This is a genomic window from Rhizobium sp. P38BS-XIX (assembly GCF_012641435.1).
In the GTDB taxonomy this organism is placed as follows: Bacteria; Pseudomonadota; Alphaproteobacteria; order Rhizobiales; family Rhizobiaceae; genus Rhizobium.
On record NZ_JABAIJ010000020.1, the window covers coordinates 26,425 to 40,536 of the forward strand.

Annotated in this window: 17 protein-coding genes; 10 read left to right on the top strand and 7 right to left on the bottom strand. The window is 57.3% G+C overall.

The annotated features are described in order from the left end of the window. Window positions 1–325 precede the first annotated feature (325 nt). From HGP17_RS32970 to HGP17_RS32980, 3 genes are read left to right on the top strand one after another with little or no spacing between them, the layout of a single operon-like run. Window positions 326–655: a multidrug efflux SMR transporter gene (locus HGP17_RS32970; protein ID WP_168816206.1), complete on the top strand. Its 330-nt coding sequence runs from the start codon at window positions 326–328 to the stop codon at window positions 653–655. A gap of 47 nt (window positions 656–702) precedes the next feature. Further along, the gene (gene pdhA / locus HGP17_RS32975; RefSeq protein ID WP_168816208.1) at window positions 703–1,692 is read left to right on the top strand and encodes a pyruvate dehydrogenase (acetyl-transferring) E1 component subunit alpha; all 990 of its coding nucleotides are present in this window, start codon (window positions 703–705) and stop codon (window positions 1,690–1,692) included. 11 nt (window positions 1,693–1,703) lie between these two features. Beyond that, window positions 1,704–3,245 (top strand): amino acid adenylation domain-containing protein, encoded by a 1,542-nt coding sequence (locus HGP17_RS32980; RefSeq protein WP_168816209.1) that lies wholly within the window; start codon window positions 1,704–1,706, stop codon window positions 3,243–3,245. Between the two features lie 55 nt (window positions 3,246–3,300). On the opposite strand, the gene HGP17_RS32985 is transcribed toward HGP17_RS32980, so the two are convergent. Then, window positions 3,301–4,212 carry a LysR substrate-binding domain-containing protein gene (locus HGP17_RS32985; protein ID WP_205926242.1) on the bottom strand — a complete coding sequence of 304 codons (912 nt, stop codon included), beginning with the start codon at window positions 4,210–4,212 and terminating at the stop codon, window positions 3,301–3,303. A gap of 108 nt (window positions 4,213–4,320) precedes the next feature. On the opposite strand from HGP17_RS32985, the gene HGP17_RS32990 reads away from it, so the two are divergent. Both HGP17_RS32990 and HGP17_RS32995 read left to right on the top strand, forming a co-directional pair. Beyond that, on the top strand, window positions 4,321–5,073 hold the full coding sequence (locus tag HGP17_RS32990) for a glucose 1-dehydrogenase (protein ID WP_168816211.1): 753 nt from the start codon (window positions 4,321–4,323) through the stop codon (window positions 5,071–5,073). 26 nt (window positions 5,074–5,099) lie between these two features. Beyond that, window positions 5,100–5,480 (top strand): nuclear transport factor 2 family protein, encoded by a 381-nt coding sequence (locus tag HGP17_RS32995; RefSeq protein WP_168816212.1) that lies wholly within the window; start codon window positions 5,100–5,102, stop codon window positions 5,478–5,480. Between the two features lie 85 nt (window positions 5,481–5,565). Here the strand turns inward: HGP17_RS32995 and HGP17_RS33000 are convergent, their stop codons facing one another. After that, window positions 5,566–5,859 (bottom strand): PAS domain-containing protein, encoded by a 294-nt coding sequence (locus HGP17_RS33000; protein WP_168816236.1) that lies wholly within the window; start codon window positions 5,857–5,859, stop codon window positions 5,566–5,568. A gap of 337 nt (window positions 5,860–6,196) precedes the next feature. On the opposite strand from HGP17_RS33000, the gene HGP17_RS33005 reads away from it, so the two are divergent. From HGP17_RS33005 to HGP17_RS33025, 5 genes are all read left to right on the top strand, one after another. After that, window positions 6,197–7,333: an efflux RND transporter periplasmic adaptor subunit gene (locus HGP17_RS33005; protein WP_168816213.1), complete on the top strand. Its 1,137-nt coding sequence runs from the start codon at window positions 6,197–6,199 to the stop codon at window positions 7,331–7,333. Beyond that, window positions 7,330–8,040 (top strand): ABC transporter ATP-binding protein, encoded by a 711-nt coding sequence (locus tag HGP17_RS33010; protein WP_168816214.1) that lies wholly within the window; start codon window positions 7,330–7,332, stop codon window positions 8,038–8,040. Before HGP17_RS33005 ends, HGP17_RS33010 begins: the two co-directional genes overlap by 4 nt. After that, window positions 8,037–9,179 (top strand): ABC transporter permease, encoded by a 1,143-nt coding sequence (locus tag HGP17_RS33015; RefSeq protein WP_168816216.1) that lies wholly within the window; start codon window positions 8,037–8,039, stop codon window positions 9,177–9,179. The genes HGP17_RS33010 and HGP17_RS33015 overlap by 4 nt, the downstream gene beginning before the upstream one ends. Window positions 9,180–9,183: 4 nt before the next feature. Continuing rightward, entirely contained in the window at window positions 9,184–10,383 is a 1,200-nt protein-coding gene (locus HGP17_RS33020; protein ID WP_168816218.1) for an ABC transporter permease, read from the top strand. Window positions 10,384–10,578: 195 nt separating this feature from the next. Then, a complete protein-coding gene (locus HGP17_RS33025; protein ID WP_168816220.1) occupies window positions 10,579–10,872 on the top strand; it encodes a hypothetical protein in 294 nt (97 codons plus the stop codon). A gap of 34 nt (window positions 10,873–10,906) precedes the next feature. Here the strand turns inward: HGP17_RS33025 and HGP17_RS33030 are convergent, their stop codons facing one another. The 5 genes from HGP17_RS33030 to HGP17_RS33050 form a co-directional block, all read right to left on the bottom strand. Next, a complete protein-coding gene (locus HGP17_RS33030; RefSeq protein WP_246704325.1) occupies window positions 10,907–11,449 on the bottom strand; it encodes an N-acetyltransferase in 543 nt (180 codons plus the stop codon). Next, on the bottom strand, window positions 11,449–11,982 hold the full coding sequence (locus tag HGP17_RS33035; protein ID WP_168816224.1) for a tail fiber protein: 534 nt from the start codon (window positions 11,980–11,982) through the stop codon (window positions 11,449–11,451). The genes HGP17_RS33030 and HGP17_RS33035 overlap by 1 nt, the downstream gene beginning before the upstream one ends. Before the next feature lie 27 nt (window positions 11,983–12,009). Further along, window positions 12,010–12,540 carry a tail fiber protein gene (locus tag HGP17_RS33040; RefSeq protein WP_168816226.1) on the bottom strand — a complete coding sequence of 177 codons (531 nt, stop codon included), beginning with the start codon at window positions 12,538–12,540 and terminating at the stop codon, window positions 12,010–12,012. A 36-nt stretch (window positions 12,541–12,576) separates the two neighbouring features. After that, a complete protein-coding gene (locus HGP17_RS33045) occupies window positions 12,577–13,107 on the bottom strand; it encodes a tail fiber protein (protein WP_168816228.1) in 531 nt (176 codons plus the stop codon). Between the two features lie 533 nt (window positions 13,108–13,640). Continuing rightward, window positions 13,641–14,112 (bottom strand): autotransporter outer membrane beta-barrel domain-containing protein (locus tag HGP17_RS33050; protein ID WP_168816230.1); only part of this gene is annotated, 472 nt, incomplete at its 5' end.

The window sequence follows — 14,112 nt, forward strand, 5'->3', positions numbered from 1 at the left end:
GAAAGCTTGTTATCGCAAAAAGCTCTCCGTCGTGCAGTTCTGCAATCGACTATAGCGTTCGAACAAGCTCTTTTGCATTGCAAACGTGCAAGCCGGCCTTTCTCGTTTGCAAATTCGCAAGCGTAGTCGGCGTTGTCGTGTTGCTGCTCTGCAAGGTGTGTCGCCGGCCCGGTGTTCGCAATTGCCGCGCGGAAATATCGACTTGCCAAACGACAACGGGCCTAACCGCCGCAGCCTCCCTATCATTTCCAGCGATGCCTTCGCCGATGCGGTTTTAAGCCAGCAAGGCATTGCGAGGCGAAACAACGATGGAACGGAGGCATGAATGGGAACAGGTATGGCGTGGATACTGCTCGTCCTTTCCGGTCTTCTCGACGTCTGCTGGGCGATCAGTGTGAAGATGGCCGACGGCTATAGCCGGTTGGCATGGTCCATCCTGTCCTTCGTTCTGCTCGCGGCCTTCATCTATGCCCTCGGCAAGGCTCTTCAGGTCCTGCCGATCGGCACTGCCTATGCGGTTTGGACAGGCATCGGCGCGATCGGATCGATCGTCGTCGGTATCGTGATCTTCCGCGAACCTGCGACCTTCGCTCGCCTTTTCTGGATTGCGGTCACGTTGAGCGGAATCGTCGGTCTCAAGCTATCGAGCGCCTGAAACCCTTACGGGGTGCCGCTGCTCATTTTCAATACGAAGGAAATATCATGGCCAAGTCGAACGCCGATCCAAATTTCGTTTTCTCCAAGGCTGAGGAGCTGAAAGCCTTCCGCGACATGCTTCTGATCCGCCGCTTCGAGGAGCGATGTGGCCAGATGTATGGAGAGGGCCTGATCGCAGGATTCTGCCATCTTTACATCGGTCAGGAAGCCGTCGTCGTCGGCATGCAGATGACGATCGGCGAGGGCGATCAGGTCATCACGGCCTATCGCGACCATGGTCATGCCCTGATGGCAGGCATGGATCCCAAGATTGTCCTGGCGGAGCTGACCGGCCGCATGGCCGGAGCGTCGAAGGGCAAGGGCGGCTCCATGCACATCTTTGCGCCCGAGCAGGGGTTTTACGGCGGTCACGGCATTGTCGGCGCCCAGGCATCGCTGGGCACCGGCCTTGCCTTCGCCAACAAATACCGTGGCAACGACCGTGTCAGCCTGACGTATTTCGGCGACGGCGCATCGAACCAGGGCCAGGTCTACGAGAGCTTCAACATGGCGAAAATCTGGAGCCTGCCGGTCGTCTATGTTATCGAAAACAATCACTACGGCATGGGCACCAGCATCGAGCGTGCTTCGGCAAATCTCAATCTTTCTGAGCGTGGACTGTCTCTCGGCATTCCCGGCGAACAGGTCGATGCGATGGATGTTCGCGCAGTGCGCGCCGCCGGCGCTCGAGCCGTCGACCATGCGCGATCGGGCAAAGGCCCGTTCATTCTCGAAATGCTGACCTACCGCTATCGCGGACATTCGATGTCGGATCCTGCCAAATACCGCTCTCGCGAAGAGGTGCAGAAGATGAAGACCGAAAATGATCCGATCGATCATTCTCGCGCCCGCATTCTTGAAGACGGTCATGCCACCGAAGCGGATATCAAGCTGATCGAAAAGGAGATCAAGGACATCGTCGCCGAGGCGGTCGATTTTGCCAAGGCGAGCCCGATGCCGGATGTCTCGGAGCTTTATACCGACGTCTATGCATGAGAGGCGGGCGAATGACGTTTGATGAGACGCTTCTGGCTGCGGCCAGAAAGTTTCGCGAAAGGCCTGCAATCACGGTGGCCGGCGATCGGGGCTCCTATGAGGAGCTGTTTCTTGCCGCCATCAAGGTTTGCGAGCGCTTGAGAAGCGCCGGTGTCGAACCGCGCCAGCTGGTTGCAATCTGCGCGGAACGAACCTTTACGGCTTACGCCTCCATCCTGGGTATTCTGCTTGCAGGGTGTGGTTATGTGCCTTTGAACGTGACGTTCCCATCGGTTAGAAACAGCCAGATCCTTTCGTCGTCCCAGGCCACGGCGCTCATTGTCGATAACAGCGTCGCCACCCGGATGGAGCATCATATCGGCAGTCTCCCGGCAGGCGTCACCATGCTGGAGGTGGATGCCGATCCGCGATTCCTCGCGAACGGCGCGGACCTCGATAGCTTCGTCTCGCGTCGGGCTCTTAAGGATGACGCGGTCGCCTATCTGCTCTTCACATCGGGAACGACCGGGATACCGAAGGGAGTGCCGATCAGTGCTGGCAATCTCACATCTTATCTCGAAGCGGTTCATAAGCTCATTCCGCTTGATACCAGTGACCGTGTCCTTCAGGCGGTCGATCTGACCTTCGATCTATCAGTCCACGATATGATGCTGTGCTGGCTTCATGGCGCGGAGCTGTTTGTCGCACCACAGAATGGCGCTATTCTTGCGCCGCGGCTAATCAAGGCGAACAACCTCACGGCCTGTCTCATTGTCCCGTCTGCCGCCGCCAAAGCCGTCGAGCTTGGGCTGGTCTCTGACAATTGCATGCCCTCCCTCAAATATAGTCTCTTTGCCGGCGAAGCATTCCCGGTTTCCCTTGGCCGCAAATGGCAGGCGGCGGCATCCAACGCAGCGATCTTCAACCTTTACGGTCCGACCGAGGGTACGATCCACACTTCCTGTTATCGCGTTGATGCAGGGAATGTCTTCGAGGGAGCCGTAACGCCGATCGGCTGGGCTATCGGTGAACAGAAATTATCGATCCGGGGACAGAATGGAGAAGAAGTGCCAGATGGCGAAACAGGCGAGATCTGGCTCAGTGGCCCGCAAATGACGGCAGGTTACTGGAACGCACCGGCGTTGGATGCCGAGAAATTTGTTCACGACAGAGATGAGCGGTGGTATCGAACCGGCGATCTCGGCCGATGGCATGCGGAACACGGGGTCATCTTCGCGGGCAGGCTGGATCGTCAGGTCAAGCTTCGCGGATATCGCGTCGAACTCCAGGATATCGAGGCCGCTCTGACGCGGGCTTCGCAGAGCGAGCAAGCGGCGGTTATTGCATGGCCACGGCGCCCGGACGGAACGATCGATTTCATCGTGGCATTTGTGGCGGGCGGTCAGCGCGATATCGACGCAATCAGGAGGGGCCTGGTTCTTTTATTGCCGCCCTACATGCTTCCGGCCGAGATCCATTTTATCGATGACCTCCCCTTGAATGTGAACGGCAAGATCGACTACCGAGCCTTGACGGAGATGCGCGACAATCTTGATCGACTGATGCAGCAATAACGGCGCTGCCGATTGCCTGCTTCTGCGGGCTCTGGCAACTATCATGCGGCGACCTTCACCCTGATCCGCCCGCCAAGGCGTCCTTTGGGAATTCAGCCGCAAGCGTGTCTATGAACTTGCGCACGGCGGGTGGAAGACCGCGTCGTGTCGTGAACACGAGATGTACCAGTCCCTTCATGCCGCGCCATGCCGGCAACACCCGAACCAGTTTCCCATCCGCCAGCGCTTGACGGCAGGTATGATCCGGCAGCAGCGCAACGCCAAGGCCGGCGATTGCCGCCGCTCGGATGGCAGTGAAATCGGCACACCCCATTCTCGGCTCGTGCCGAAGCGTATGCGCGCGAGCGTCGTCGGTCTCCAGAAACCAGTTCACTTCGCCCTGGTCGTCGGTCGTGGAAAGCGCCGGCTGGTTTGCCAACTCCTCGATAGTACCGATGCGGCTCGCGAGCTGTGGGCTCGCGACGAGAATGCGGATCGAATTGCCGAGCGAGCGCATGGTCAGCGAAGCGTCGCCGTCGAGCACCGTGCGTACGCGCAACGCGACGTCTATCCGTTCGGCGATAAGGTCGACTGGCCGATCAACGGCGACGAGTTGCAAGTGTACCTTGGGATAGCGATCCAGGAATTGCGTCACGATTCCGGAAATAGGCTCGATGAGGCCTGTCGGGCAACTCATGCGGATCAATCCGTGCGGCTCCAGCTGAGCTTCAGCCACCAGCGCCTCGGCTCGTTCGGCCTCGGCGAGCATCGCCTTACAACGCGCGTAGAAGGACTGGCCGACGTCGGTCACGCGAAAACGCCGGCTGGAACGTTCGATCAGCCGGACGCCCAACCTGGCTTCCAGCCCGGCGACCCGGCGGCTGAGCTTCGATTTGGGTTCGCGCAGCGCCCTGCCGGCGGCAGCGAAACCGCCATGTGTCACAACCTCCGCAAAATATACCAGATCGTTCAGGTCCGCTCGCATCATCGTTCTCCATATAGAACGGTAAGTAGCATTATTGCCGACTATTTGCATCAGCGTTCTGCTGGCATTGTCTTCTCAACGGCAAACAAGCCGGATCAGAGGAGAATGACAATGAGCAACAAGTTTGAAAACAAGGTCGTAATCGTCACCGGTGGCACCAGCGGCATTGGTCTTGCGACCGCTAAGGCGTTCTCGGCCGAGGGTGCCTCCGTGTTCATCACCGGCCGTCGGCAGGAGACGCTCGATGCCGCAGTCAAGGCCATCGGCGGTCGCGTTACCGGCGTGAGAGGCGACATGGGCAAGCTCGCGGATATCGACCGGCTCTATGATGCTGTTCAGCAGAAGCATTCCCACATCGACGTTGTCTTTGCCAATGCCGGTGGCGGCGAGTTCGCCCCGCTGGGCGCGATTACGGAAGAGCATTATCAAAAGACGTTCGATACCAACGTGAAGGGCGTATTGTTCACGGTTCAGAAAGCATTGCCGCTTCTGCGCGACGGCGCGTCGATCGTCCTGACGTCGTCGACGACAAGCGTATCCGGCACGCCGGCCTTCAGCGTTTATTCGGCAACAAAGGCCGCGATCCGTAACTTCGCCCGCAACTGGATCCTCGATCTGAAAGATCGCCACATCCGTGTCAACGCCATCAGCCCCGGCGTCACCGACACCGAAGGCCTCAATGAGCTCTTCGGCAGCGGCAACCAGGCTGAGGGAACGAAGAACTACCTCGCCGGCCTCATTCCGGCCGGACGCATCGGCAAGCCCGAAGAGATCGCCAAGGCTGTTCTCTTTCTTGCCTCCGACGATGCGTCCTTCGTCAACGGTGTAGAACTCTTCGTCGATGGCGGCCAAGTCCAGATCTGATCGATACGGTTTTAAGGAGAGCAAACATGGCAGACATTGCGACTTTGCTTGAGCGGAACTTGCAGGGCATTTTCGGGGAGGGTGATGAAACTCTCCGCCGCAAGGTGGCCGACGAGATTCTCGCTGAAGACGCCGTCTTCGTTGAGCCACATGGCATTTATCGCGGACGCGATGAGATCGTACGGATCGCCGGTGAGATCCGCGCCAAGCATCCGAGCTTTCACTATACGCCGCTGGCGCCGGCAGACGTGCTTCAGGAGCAGGCAGGCCGTGTGAAATGGGTCGCCGGCGAGCCCGGAGAGTCTCCAGTCTATGCCGGCACCGATTTCATCGTTGCCAAAGACGGTAAGATCGCTGCGATCTATCTCTTTTTTGACGGGCAGCCTGATCCGACAAATCTGTCTTAAGCGGCGTGATCGCTGCGGCCTAAACATCATAAGCCGCCGATTCAATTCATCGGCGGCTTGCCTACATCTTGATGCCTGGGAGTTTTCAGGCGCAATCGACGGGATGAACGATCCCGGCATAATGGACGGGATTTCCCGACCGATCTCGGAAGCAGCGGCCCTGCGCCATCACCAATCGGGCGATACCGTTGCGATCATGAACGCGATATTCCTCTCGGTAAGGCATCGCGTCGATGATTGCCCGCCTTATGCTTCGCGCAAGGCGCGGCCGATCTGAAACATGGACTCGAGCCAGATATTTTTCGAGTGGCAATCCGCGAAGAGTATCCTGCTGCTCAAGGCCAAATAGCTTTGCGACTGCCGTATCCGCAAAGACCATATTGCTCTCTATACTCCATGTCCAAATGCCTGCTTCCTCGAGCTGGCATTGTTCTATGTCCGCCGTCACCAATAATATCCCCACCTGCAATCATAATACTATTTAGCATAATTTCTGCCGACTGTCTCCTCTTGTTCGTTGCTCTGTTGGGCGAAAATGTTTTTCTTTATCTATACTTAGCTTCGATTGTCTTTGAATCTTAGTGCACCTTCAGGTGGTGTGAAGATGTCGAATAATCTCGCGGACGGTGAAGCGTCGAAAGGACGAGATCGCGATCGAGGACTGTCTCGAACGTGTTTGAGGTCGATGCTCCGCGTCAATTGTTCATGTTGGCGGCATGAACACGATGACCGAATACAATCGCAAACTTGCCGAGACGCTCAGGTCTTTTTCGCTTGAGCCTTCGTTGCCAACCATCGAGCCGCCGGTCCAAAAACATCGGCGACTTGTTTTCTCGGGTGTCATGCTCACACTGGGCATTGGCGCAATCGCGCTTGTTGTCCTCTGGTCGGAGGTTGCGCCTCTCCTTAAGACGATGATCGAGCCCAATCCCGGAACCGCCGCTGGCAAAAGCAACGTGTCTCTGAGCGAGAAGGAAGGCAGCAGAGCGGTTTCAACGGTCTCTGCAGCGGGTTCGCCGCGCCAAGCCTCTCTCCCCCGACCGACATCCCTGGCGGAGATAACCGGTTCCGGCTTCGTCGTTGCGCCACGCGCCGTGACGGTGTTCTCCAAATATGAGGGGCAGGTTGCCTCCATACGTACCCGCATCGGCGATCATGTCGAGACCGGGCAGATTGTGGTCGGCATCGAGGATATCAGCGCCGATTTTACGCTCCAGCAAGCGAGAGCTGATGCCGATGCAGCCAGGTTTGTCCTCGACGGCAAGATCCTTGAACTCCGGCAGGCCAGCAATTCCCTGCGGCGCAACATAGCACTCTCCGCCAGGAATGCCGTCTCGACCCAGGCCGTCGAAGAAGCGCAGACTGCCCGGGATATGGCTGAAAACGCCGTCGATCAGGCTCGTCAAACGTACGTCAGGGCTCAGCTTGGCGTCTCGATGGCGCAGGAGCGTATCGATGCGCTCATCGTCAGGGCTCCAATCGCAGGTACGGTAACCCGGCTCGACGCCCATGTTGGCGGTCGCATTCTGGCCCGGATCGATAGCATCAAGGAAAACGAAAGCCTGCTGACGATCACCGATACCCAAAGTCTGGCGATCGATGCTGACGTGGCGGAAACCAACATCGCTGCGCTGCGTCCGGGACTTCGCGGCGAGGCCGTCCTCGACGGCTTTCCGGAAAAGCCCTTTACCATCGAGGTCCAACAGCTTTGGCCTGTCGCTTCGGCGGAGAAAGGTACGATCACCCTGCGTCTCGCGCTTGTCGACCCGCCCGCCGGCATTCTGCCGAACATGGCCGCGCGCATCCGCATCACAACCAATCCGACACAGCGGCAAGGAGACATCTCGCAATGACCTCTTCAGCAGACAAAGAGCCCTATATCGCGCTGAGCGGCGTCAAGAAGGGATATAAGATCGGTCCGGAGACCATTTCGATCTTCTCGAACCTTGATTTGGCGATCGCCCGCGGCGAATTCGTTGCCATCATGGGACCATCGGGATCAGGAAAATCGACATTGCTCAACATGCTGTCGGGCATCGACAGACCGGATCATGGTCGGCTGCGCATCGGCGTCAGCAATCTCGATCAGATGGGAGAAGCGGCCCGTTCCTCCTGGCGAGCCCACAATATGGGCATTGTCTTCCAGTTCTATAATCTCCTGCCAATGCTGAATGCCGCCGAGAACATCGAATTGCCGCTGCTGCTCAAACCGCTTTCTTCACGAGAGCGCCGGCTTCGTGTCGACAAGGTTCTGGATCTCGTCGGACTCGCCGGTCGCCAGAAACAGTACCCGAAGCTGATGTCCGGCGGTCAACAGCAGCGCGTCGGCATCGCGCGGGCGATCGTCGCCGATCCGGCGCTGCTGCTCTGCGACGAGCCGACCGGCGATCTCGATCGCCAATCGGCCGACGAGGTGCTGGAGATGTTGCGCTTCCTCAACGCTGAGCTTGGCAAAACCATCATCATGGTCACCCACGATCCGCAGGCAGCAAGTTATGCCGGCCGCACGCTGCATCTCGACAAGGGCACGTTTATCGAACAGGGGAGGGCCGATGCATGACATTCGTGGATCTTGTGCGAAAGAGCGCATGGCGAAAGCCTGTGCGTACGATGTTGCTGATGGTCAGCGTCGCGACCGCTTTCCTGATCTACGGACTGACGACGAGCTTCGTCGACGGCAGCCAGGGATCGACAGCCGCGAGCGACGATATTCTCGGCGTCATGAGTGCGGCCGGACGCACGCAGCCAATGCCGCTATCCTATCTCAATCGAATTGGCGCGCAGCCTGATGTCGCGACCGTGGGCTACATGACGCGCTTGCGTGGCTTTGCGACGGTGGAAAAGAATATCATTCCGGTGAGCGCCGCCGACCCGGAACGCCTCCTGAATTCGAACGGCAAGGAGCTGGGATTGACGCCGGCGCTCGTCGGCGCACTGGATAGCGATCGCAGCACGATCCTCGTCGGTCGGGCGCTCGCCGATGCGCAAGGGTGGACCGTCGGCCAGACCATTACGGTGACAAGTTTCGAGATGGCGAAGCAGGATGGCAATCGCGATTGGACTTTCAAAATCGCCGGGATATTCGACGGTGAGACCGCCTCGACCGACACCTATTTCGTGGTTGCTCAATATAACTATGTGAATGCCCTGCGTGCCCGCAACAAGGATACGGTCGATGCCTTCATCGTCCGAGCGCAGCCGGGTGCCCAGACCACAGAACTCGCCGCGAAAATCGACGGGCTGTTTGCCAATTCTTCAATGCCGACGCAAACCAGGTCGGAAAAGCAGTTTCTCGAAGCCTTCCTGCGCCAATATGCCGACATTGGACTGATTGTGAACATGGTCGTCGGCGCGGCCTTTGTCACGCTGCTGATGATCGTCGGCAACACCATGGTTTTTGCCGTTCGCGAACGCACCTTCGAAATCGGCGTCCTGAAGACCCTCGGCTTTTCCGGCAGCTGGATCATGGCATTGACCCTCGGCGAGACGCTTTTCATTTTCTTCGTCGGAGGAACTGCCGGCCTCGTGCTGACCTCACTGGCAACGCTCATCACTGGGCCATCAGTCGGCCTGGTATTTTCTGCCGCTATCGTCGTGCGCGCTCTTGCAATGATCACCGTGCTTGCGCTGGCAACAGGAGCTCTTCCGGCCTTACGCGCTCTTCGCCTCCCGATAATCTCCGCCTTCAGAACGAGGTAGATCCATGTCTTCCCATACCAGGCAAGCAGCCATGATGATCCGTGCAAATCTTTTTTCTATACCGAGGCGTCTTGCCATCTCCGCCTCCATGGTTCTGTCCGTAGCGCTTGTTGTCTGCGTTCTCACCGGCTTTCTGGCAATGGCGAGAGGCTTCGAAGCCGCTCTGCAAAGTGCGGGCTCCTCTTCGGTCGCAGTCATCCTCGGCGGCGGCACAAACCAGGAGAATGGCTCCGATGTTCCGGGCTCGATCATTCGCACGCTGAGCGCCATGACAAGCGATATCGGCGTCATGCGCGATGCGAATGGGGCGCCGATTTCCTCACGGGAGATTGTTGTTGCCGTCGATGCGAAATTAGACGCCGCCGATACGGGCCGGACGTTGGCGTTGCGCGGGATGGATCCGTCCGGCCCGTCGATCCGCGACAATATCATTCTGTCCGCAGGACGCCTCTTTGCGCCAGGGACGCGCGAGATCGTGGTGGGAGAGCGGCTCGCACAACAGTCTCACCTATTGATTGGCGGTGTTGTTCGTCTCGGCGTCGTTGACTGGACGGTGGTCGGCCTTTTCTCGGCACGAGGCAGTGCGTTCGAATCCGAGATCTGGGGAGATCTGGACGCGGTGCGTTCCGCTTTCGATCGGCAGGGGCAGGTACAAAGCCTGCGGATGCGCCTTACAGATCCGGCCGCACTACCGCGATTGCAGAACACGCTCGACACGATCGGTACGACGCCGCTGCGCGCGCTCGCCGAGGCCGATCTCTATGCTGCGCAATCGGGTCGTATTGCGAGCCTGATACGGCTGTTCGGTTGGCCACTCGCGCTGTTGATGGCCATCGGCGCGACTGCGGGCGCTCTGAATACGATGATGAATTCCGTCTCCGATCGCACGATCGAGATCGCGACCGTTCGCGCGCTCGGTTTCAGCGGCTTTGCCGCCTTCGCCGGCACCTGGATCGAAGCAGTTCTGCTTGCTGCGATCGGTGTTGCCGTCGGCCTATCGGCCTCCTGGTTGGTCTTCAATGGCTGGCAGGCAAGCACAGTCGGCGTCAATGGCGCTCGCATTGCGTTTCAGCTGGCGGTGACCGGCGATGTGATGACAACCGCCGGCCTGCTGGGGCTTGCGATCGGCGCTCTGGGCGGCGCGGTGCCAGCTATTGTCGCCAGCCGTCTTCCCCTGTCGATGGCCTTGCGTTCAGGCCGTTGATGACCTGCGGCGGGATGGCAATTTAACGACAGGGGAAACCAGTGAAGTTCTGCCCTTCTTAGCCACAAATCATTGATCATCGCTCGACATAGTCGATGCCGGCTTGCTTCTCTGCAGTCTCTTGGTAGAGTTCGATTACGGGTATGAATCGTACGCTCTTTTCAATCAAGGGGCGAGCAAGCAATTGGAGTTGGGATGGGGATCGTAGCGCTGGAACACTTCGCCCCTTGCGTTGGTGAAGGGTTTGACGTCGATATGGGAACGGCTTCGGTCACGTTTACGCTGACCGAAGTGCGGCCCTTGCCGGATCGCGGTTTTGCCGGAATGACGAGAGCGCCATTCTCGCTGCTTTTCCGCAGCGGCTCAAAGGTCGTGTTGCCGCAACAGATCTACCGGTTAAAGAATGCAACGCTCGGGATTCTGGATATTTTTCTGGTGCCGGTGGCAAGGGATCAGGAAGGTATCATCTACCAAGCCATTTTCAATTAATAGCTTGAACCACGCAGGTAGCATCAATCGCAAGCTAATGCGCGAACCAACGCATGTACATGTGAGTGTCGGTCGCATCGATGACAATGAAGCCCAGCGATAGATAGAGCGTGTAGGCGCGCACGTTGGCTTTGTCGACGTGGAGAGCAATGCTGGAGTTCGTTGCGGTAACAGCGGCAGCTTTGATAGCCGCCAGCAGCGAATGGCCGATACCATGACCACGATATTCGGGCAAAAGCCCGATATCGATGATATGCCAAAGATCTGTACTGAGATCGATGTAGAGACGCCCTATTGCAACGCCATCCTTCTCGATCATCACGAAATCGGCCTTTGGGAACGTTGCGACATAATAGCGATGTTGAAGATCGAACTGCTGGTTCAGGAACGCCTGCTTTTCATGCAACGACCAAGGTATCGGCGCCAATTCAGCTGCCCGAAATGAGGCATAGAGAGAGCGTAGAAACGGCACATCATCAAGCGTTGCAGCGCGCAGTGAGCATGCCGTAGAAAGCAACCTCTCATCAACTCGTCGCGCTGGAAATGCCGGCAGCCTGTCCGCCGTTGCAGTCACCATCAGCCAAAGGAGGGAAATGCGCCGGCGAGCGCAATGCTGAAATTCACCGCTAAATAGGGCTGGCGATTCTCATGGGGTTGATTGCCTCCCGCTTGACCGATGACATTTGGGGCGAATTGTGCATTGGCTTGAGCATTTTGAGCAAACGGGCTGCTACTACTCGGCACGCCCAGAACGCCCCCACTGGTCGGCCCTGCGGTTTTCTTGGCAGTATTGTTCTGATTGAAAATCGTCAGGGAATGGAAGTGAGCGGGCATTTCCGATTGGGACAGCGTTATACTGTTACTACCAAAGGTTTCTCCGGCATCGCGCGGCGTCAAGCCCGGGCCGCGCCCCTGGTTGCAACCCGCACGGTTGGCAAAATTCGGTAACTGAAACGTCGTTACTCCGTCACCGCCATATTGCACGCCCAAAAGGGAAAACAGCGCGGTATTCTGCCGGATCGCCATTGTCGCACCATTGCAGAAAGCCCACTGATAGGGGGCAAAGTTGAAGGCAAACAGTTGGATCTCGCCGAGGAATGGTGTTGTCATTGAAATATCCTTGATGAGTTGGGTTGCTTAGCCTTGCGTGGGATAGATGCCAGCCCAGGCGATGCAATACTGGACCGTCAGTGTCGGCATTGTATTGTCGTGAGGGGATGTTGACCCTGTTGGCTGAGTTGATGCGGGTGAGGTTATATATGGAGACGCTCCAACCGAGTCGGTTGCATACATCGTGTCGCCCGTGAGTGCTCCTAGCTCAACCGTTGTTCCGACTGATTTTGCGTTAGCCGATCCCGTTGTCGCCAGATATGGGTGCGTGTGCGAGGGTAGCTGCATAGACAGTAGCGTGATGTTTTCCGTCCCCGCAGCCTGCCCCATGACATATGGTGACAAGCCCGTTCCGGTCCCTTGATGAATCGGCACGCGCCCGCTGAGGTTCGGCGTTGCGAATGTGGTTATTCCATCACCGCCATATGTCGTGCCGATCAGCGAATAAAGCACTTCATATTGTGCAATAGACCATAAGGAGTTATTGCAGGGCAGCCACCCGTTGGGTACTCGGGAAAAGCCGAACAACCGGATTTCTCCGACGTAGGGAGTGCTCATCGTTGATCCTCCGACTGATAGATCGATATAGATTGCTTAGTTGCGTGACGGAAAGATTCCCTGCAGCGCTATGCTGAAGCTGATGGTGTCGTATGGCTGTATGTTGATATGGGGTTGATTCCCGCCGACAAGCGATACGGTCTGATTTGAAAGAACAACCTGCTGCCCGGAAGACGGGGCGTATACGTCGGCAGAGTTGGAGCCATACAGCGTACCGCTCGGATTGCGCGTTGTACCAGGCGCAGTCGTTCCGTTGGCGATGTGTGTGTGTTGCGGCATTTCCGACTGCAGCAAGGTCACGTTCTCGACGCCGGCACGCTCACCGATATTATAAGGTGATGGTTGCCAGCTGGGGTCTACGGACGAGCCAGAGCCGACGGGTGTACGGCTTCGCAGGTCAGGCAGCAGGAATGTAGTCACTCCATTTCCGCCGTAGTTGATACCCAGCAGTGAAAACAGGGCCTGGTTCTGGGAGATCGGCAGGGTCTGACCGTTGCACAAGGCAAACCCCTTTGGAGCGAAAGAAAATCCCGTAAGCATAATCTGGCCGAGAAAGACTTCTGACATACCACACCCCTGAATATTTACTTATTCGCTGGTATCATCACTCAATCATTACGATAAAATCAACAACAAATTGATCTATCTGCGGTATAAAATTTAAAGGCCGATTTTATATTTTTTTAAAAAGCTCGGAATGCGGCGGCAGCTTTGAAGAAATTGAATTTCGGATGACTTATACAAGTAATAAAGTAGAAATTAACGTGCCAATTTCTACTAAAAGGCGAATTTGCAACAACTTTATCGCGATTACTTTTTCTTGGCTACGTAAGGAAGGCGGATCGCAGCTGGAGCAGTAATTCCTCTCCCGTGTGCTCATAGAAGAACGTTTTGCGGTGCGCACCCGGGATTGCGCTTTTATGCCAGATAAAGCCATCCATGGAATTTTAGAGGGTTAATGTTAAATTGTAATGGCATGCATCCAAGATGCAGAGCTGCAAACAGACCGGGCTCATGTCGTTAGATAATTCGAATCACGCGATCTTCTGAAGGTTACGGCAGCTCCGCCGAGTCTATCGGCCTCGTCGGAGCTATCTCGTTTAGAACTTCTTGGACGCGGCGACCTTTGCACCGACGGATTTCTGTCCATCGCCCTCGATGTTGAAGAGGATGCTGGTGTCGAGCATCCAGAAGTTCTGGGTCTGCAGCGAGACGCCGGCGGTGATGGCGGCGAACGCGCCGGCGCCGTCCATGCCGGAATAGCCGCCCGTCAGCCCGAGCTTCGGCGTCAGCTTCGTGCCGTTCTCCATCGTGAACGAGCGGGCGATCTCGGCCCCCAGGCTGACGCGGAACTGGTCCTCGTTGAAGCCGTCGATGGTGATGGCATCGCCGGAACTGTTCTTGACCGTGTAGTCGTCGACCTTTTCCGAGAAGTAAACGGCCCGGAGCTTCGGCGAGATCGTCGTGGCCTCGTCGAGGTTCCACTGTCCCTCGATCGAGGTGTCGGCCATCCAGCGCGTCGTCTTGAAGCCGCCGTCCCAGAACTGGGTGTTGATGGTGTTGTTCGAGCCG

Excerpts from the sequence above, each read along its gene's own strand:
- HGP17_RS32970 (WP_168816206.1), top strand. The coding sequence starts at position 326 with ATGGGAACAGGTATGGCGTGGATACTGCTCGTCCTTTCCGGTCTTCTC.
- pdhA (WP_168816208.1), top strand. The coding sequence starts at position 703 with ATGGCCAAGTCGAACGCCGATCCAAATTTCGTTTTCTCCAAGGCTGAG.
- HGP17_RS32980 (WP_168816209.1), top strand. The coding sequence starts at position 1,704 with ATGACGTTTGATGAGACGCTTCTGGCTGCGGCCAGAAAGTTTCGCGAA.
- HGP17_RS32985 (WP_205926242.1), bottom strand. The coding sequence starts at position 4,212 with ATGATGCGAGCGGACCTGAACGATCTGGTATATTTTGCGGAGGTTGTG.
- HGP17_RS32990 (WP_168816211.1), top strand. The coding sequence starts at position 4,321 with ATGAGCAACAAGTTTGAAAACAAGGTCGTAATCGTCACCGGTGGCACC.
- HGP17_RS32995 (WP_168816212.1), top strand. The coding sequence starts at position 5,100 with ATGGCAGACATTGCGACTTTGCTTGAGCGGAACTTGCAGGGCATTTTC.
- HGP17_RS33000 (WP_168816236.1), bottom strand. The coding sequence starts at position 5,859 with ATGGTCTTTGCGGATACGGCAGTCGCAAAGCTATTTGGCCTTGAGCAG.
- HGP17_RS33005 (WP_168816213.1), top strand. The coding sequence starts at position 6,197 with ATGAACACGATGACCGAATACAATCGCAAACTTGCCGAGACGCTCAGG.
- HGP17_RS33010 (WP_168816214.1), top strand. The coding sequence starts at position 7,330 with ATGACCTCTTCAGCAGACAAAGAGCCCTATATCGCGCTGAGCGGCGTC.
- HGP17_RS33015 (WP_168816216.1), top strand. The coding sequence starts at position 8,037 with ATGACATTCGTGGATCTTGTGCGAAAGAGCGCATGGCGAAAGCCTGTG.
- HGP17_RS33020 (WP_168816218.1), top strand. The coding sequence starts at position 9,184 with ATGTCTTCCCATACCAGGCAAGCAGCCATGATGATCCGTGCAAATCTT.
- HGP17_RS33025 (WP_168816220.1), top strand. The coding sequence starts at position 10,579 with ATGGGGATCGTAGCGCTGGAACACTTCGCCCCTTGCGTTGGTGAAGGG.
- HGP17_RS33030 (WP_246704325.1), bottom strand. The coding sequence starts at position 11,449 with ATGGTGACTGCAACGGCGGACAGGCTGCCGGCATTTCCAGCGCGACGA.
- HGP17_RS33035 (WP_168816224.1), bottom strand. The coding sequence starts at position 11,982 with ATGACAACACCATTCCTCGGCGAGATCCAACTGTTTGCCTTCAACTTT.
- HGP17_RS33040 (WP_168816226.1), bottom strand. The coding sequence starts at position 12,540 with ATGAGCACTCCCTACGTCGGAGAAATCCGGTTGTTCGGCTTTTCCCGA.
- HGP17_RS33045 (WP_168816228.1), bottom strand. The coding sequence starts at position 13,107 with ATGTCAGAAGTCTTTCTCGGCCAGATTATGCTTACGGGATTTTCTTTC.